Raw genomic sequence first — 4,142 nt, forward strand, 5'->3', positions numbered from 1 at the left:
TTTGGATAACTGTGCTTGTATTTTTCAACCTTAAAGGCTTTGTTTTCTGTTTTTAACTTAATAGCTAACTCAACATCTATAGATTTCTCTGGAGCTTCGCCATCTGCGTAATATTCGTTTTTAACGTACTTACCTGCAAATTCTCCCATTTCTGATCTAAATTTACCTTGCAAGTCAACTAAAGGTACTAAATTATCATCGCCATCATTTACTAATAAAGGTGGAACTTCTGGTGTAGCTTGTTTTGCTACCATTGCATCGTCTGCTCCAAAAGTTGGTGCTGTATGTACAATTCCTGTTCCGTCTTCAGTCGTTACAAAATCTCCTAAAATTACTCTAAATGCATTTTCAGGATTATCGTTTGGTAAAGCGTAATCTAATAATTGTTCGTATTTAATATCTACTAAATCTGTTCCTTTACATTCGGTACAGATAAAATATGGAATCTTTTTATCGCCAGAATTATAAGCGCTTAATTCTTCTACTGTTTCTACAAGAACATTATTTTTTCCAGCAAATTGTTTTCCAACTAAATTCTTAGCTAAAATAACATGAACTGGTTCAAAAGTATATTGATTATATGTAGCAACAACTACATAATCTATTTTTGGACCAACGGTTAATGCTGTATTACTAGGTAATGTCCAAGGTGTTGTTGTCCAGGCTATAAAGTTTAAGTTATCAAACGGTTTTAAAAAGTCTGGTAACGTATTTTCTATGGCTTTAAATTGAGCAACTATTGTAGTATCTGTAACATCTTGATACGTTCCTGGTTGATTTAACTCATGAGAACTTAATCCTGTTCCTGCTTTTGGAGAATATGGCTGAATGGTATAACCTTTATACATTAGCTTTTTAGAGTAAATCTCTTTTAAAAGCCACCAAACCGATTCCATATATTTAGGCTCGTAAGTAATATATGGATCTTCCATATCTACCCAATAACCCATTTTTTGAGTTAAATTATTCCAAATATCTGTATAACGCATTACAGCTTTACGACAAGCTTCGTTATATTCTTCTACAGATATTTTTGTACCAATATCTTCTTTAGTAATACCTAATTCTTTTTCTACGCCAAGTTCTACTGGTAATCCGTGTGTATCCCAACCAGCTTTACGCTTAACTTGGTAACCTTTCATTGTTTTATAACGCGGAAAAATATCTTTTATAGAACGTGCTAAAACGTGATGCACTCCAGGTAATCCATTTGCAGATGGCGGACCTTCAAAAAACACATAAGGTTCTGCGCCTTCGCGAGATGTAACGCTTTTTTCAAAAATGTTATTTTCTTCCCAGTAATTTAAAATTTCCGAAGCTACGTTTGGTAGGTCAAGTCCTTTGTATTCAGCAAATTTAGTACTCATAATAGATCTTTTGTCGTAAGTGTGCGAATTTAAGGATTTTTGCGACAATAGTAAATGATGTGCTGTAATAAATGTTTGTTAAGTTAATGTAGTGATTTCTGTGATATACTTCAGTTGAAGTTTTCGATTTAATTTTTATATGTAGGTTTCGATTAAGCTCAATCAGATAGAAAAAATATACCGTTTCAATCCTTAATGTAGAAAATATCAAGTTAATTTAATCACAATCAGGATAAAGACTTGATTCTTCAAACAGAATAAAATTATCTGTATTTATTGTTTTTTGAGATTCTTGATAAAAATTTTCAATTTGATTATTTTGATAACATTCTATTTTAGATGGATTATCAGAACAGTACATAAATTTCCAGTAGGCATAGTTTGTAAAAAGGCCTCTATTATTAAAATTTATTAAACTGTCTTGTAATAATTCTTTTTTTATTATATCAGAATCTATTTTTGAAACATTAATTTGTTTAGAATAAACTAAAAATGGAAAATCATATAATTTTATAAAACTATAATCAAAATCCCTATTTAATGTATGTGGGAAATTTGGAACTATTGTCATTGTAATAATAGTTGTGTTTTCTTTTTTTTCTAAATATAGAGTTCCTAATTTCTGATTATAAAGTTTTAGTTTTTGAATTGAATCTTTAATTTGTAAATTGTTCTTTAGTACAAAAAGAGTATCGTTTTTATTTATTTCCTCTTTACAAGAAAAAGATAAAGAAACTAATAAAATTAAAATGTATTTCATATTATGAATATACTACTTTTTGGATTTGTCATTCTGCGCTACGATGCAGAATCTATTTAAAAATGTAATAAATAATCTATTTCTTAATCATTGCAATATGTGGAATTCCATCTTCTAAATAGGTTTCTCCTATGTTTTTAAATCCTAAATTGTTATAAAATTTATTTAAGTAACATTGTGCCGAAATTTTTATTTCGGTTTCATTAAAATGATCTTTTATAGCTTTTATAGAAGCTTCCATAATTTGGTAACCATATTTAAATTTTCGTTGGTCTTCTTTTACTATTACACGACCAATACTTGATAATTCGAAATAATCTGCTGGTTTAAAAATACGCGTATAAGCCACAATTTTATGGTCTTTAATTCCTAAAATGTGTAAGGCTTTTTGATCTTTGTAATCTATATCTTGATACACACAATCTTGTTCTACTACAAAAACTTCGCTTCGTAATTGTAGCAAATTATATAATTGATCTTTTGTTAATTCTTTAAATGTTTTTACTTGTATTTCTAACATAATAACTGTTATTAACTACAAGAAATTTTATCAATTCTGTTTTGGTGTCTTCCACCTTCAAATTCTGTATTAAAAAAAGTTTCTACCATTTCTAATGCTTGATGAATTGCTGTGTAACGTGCTGGAATACATAATATATTTGCGTTATTATGTTGTCTTATAAGTCCTACAATTTCTTTAGTCCAACATAAACCTGCACGAACATTTGTGTATTTATTTGCTGTCATTGCTACACCATTTGCACTACCACAAATTAAAATTCCAAAATCTACTTTTTTAGTATCTATATCTTTAGCTACTTTATGTGCAAAATCTGGATAATCTACGCTATCAAAACTATCTGTTCCGTAATTATTAACTGTAAAACCTTTAGCTTCTAATACTTTTACAATAGCTTGTTTGTAGTCTGTTCCTGCGTGATCGTTTCCTATAGAAATTGTCATAATATAAGTGATTTTTTAAATTTTATTTAAATAAAATTTAATGGTTGAGGTTATTAACAACAAAAATAACAATTAGTAATAAGTATAACTATATTAAATAGAATTAGTTAAACTAGAATTTTAATTTTAAACTTTATTAATTACTTTAATTAAAAAGCTATGTTAATAAGTCTACGTTCTATTTTTTATTACTTGTTAATAAGTGTTTATGATTTTTTAAAACTTTTATTAGGTTTCTAAATTTAAAATTCCAATCAAAAATTGAAAGTTTAAAACCAAAAAAGTTAGCTAAAAATTTTAGTGAAGTTATTAGACTTAAATAGATAGTTTATAAAACTAATTTTTAGAAATACTTATTAAATATTAGTTGTTAGTTAACATTATTAACAGTTGTTAATAGCTTTTATAAAAGACTTAATTTTAAGTACTTTAAGTATAAATACTATTGTTAATTTCTTGATAAAATTTAACCCATAACTTTTAAAACAAATAATTATTTATAAAGTTATACCGCTATTAACAAACAATAATAAGCATCAATTTTTTTTTTAATTTTAAAAGAAAAGTAAATATGTATTATATATATGTGGATAACTTTGAAAATGAGTTTTAAAGTTTGTTTTACTATTTATTAGAATTAAATAATTTTAAAATAAAAAAGCACTAAAAGTGTTTTAATACTCTTAATGCTTTTTATACTATTTAATTTAAAAAATATTATTTACCAAGAAGTAAAACTTCGTTACAAACTACTTCTGTAATGTAACGCTTATTACCTTCTTTTGTATCGTAACTTCTTGAGGTTAGTTTACCTTCAATAGCAATTTCTTTTCCTTTAGAAACGTATTTTTCTATAATATCTGCTGTTTTTCCCCAAGCTACTATATTATGCCATTGTGTATCTACAATTTTTTCTCCTTTTATGTTTTTGTAACTTTCGTTTGTAGCTATAGAGAATTTAGCCATTTTTTTACCAGATTCTAAATTAATAATTTCTGGATCGTTTCCTAAGTTTCCAATTAACTGTACTTTGTTTCTTAACGTATTCATAA

5 protein-coding genes are annotated in these 4,142 nt (G+C 26.8%); all 5 read right to left on the reverse strand.

Translation table 11 applies throughout. The annotated features are described in order from the left end of the window. A partial coding sequence (locus ACFDSN_RS11780) for a class I tRNA ligase family protein (RefSeq protein ID WP_375240054.1) occupies window positions 1–1,367 on the reverse strand: 1,367 nt, incomplete at its 3' end. Window positions 1,368–1,584: 217 nt separating this feature from the next. Then, complete coding sequence (locus ACFDSN_RS11785) at window positions 1,585–2,127, reverse strand: hypothetical protein (protein WP_375240055.1); 543 nt, start codon at window positions 2,125–2,127, stop codon at window positions 1,585–1,587. A gap of 76 nt (window positions 2,128–2,203) precedes the next feature. Next, on the reverse strand, window positions 2,204–2,647 hold the full coding sequence (locus ACFDSN_RS11790) for a GNAT family N-acetyltransferase (protein WP_375240056.1): 444 nt from the start codon (window positions 2,645–2,647) through the stop codon (window positions 2,204–2,206). Between the two features lie 11 nt (window positions 2,648–2,658). Next, the gene (gene rpiB / locus ACFDSN_RS11795) at window positions 2,659–3,090 is read right to left on the reverse strand and encodes a ribose 5-phosphate isomerase B (RefSeq protein WP_375240057.1); all 432 of its coding nucleotides are present in this window, start codon (window positions 3,088–3,090) and stop codon (window positions 2,659–2,661) included. A gap of 717 nt (window positions 3,091–3,807) precedes the next feature. After that, window positions 3,808–4,140: a single-stranded DNA-binding protein gene (locus tag ACFDSN_RS11800; protein ID WP_375240058.1), complete on the reverse strand. Its 333-nt coding sequence runs from the start codon at window positions 4,138–4,140 to the stop codon at window positions 3,808–3,810. Window positions 4,141–4,142 lie beyond the last annotated feature (2 nt).

The organism is Aurantibacter sp. (assembly GCF_042094015.1).
Lineage (GTDB): Bacteria > Bacteroidota > Bacteroidia > Flavobacteriales > Flavobacteriaceae > Aurantibacter.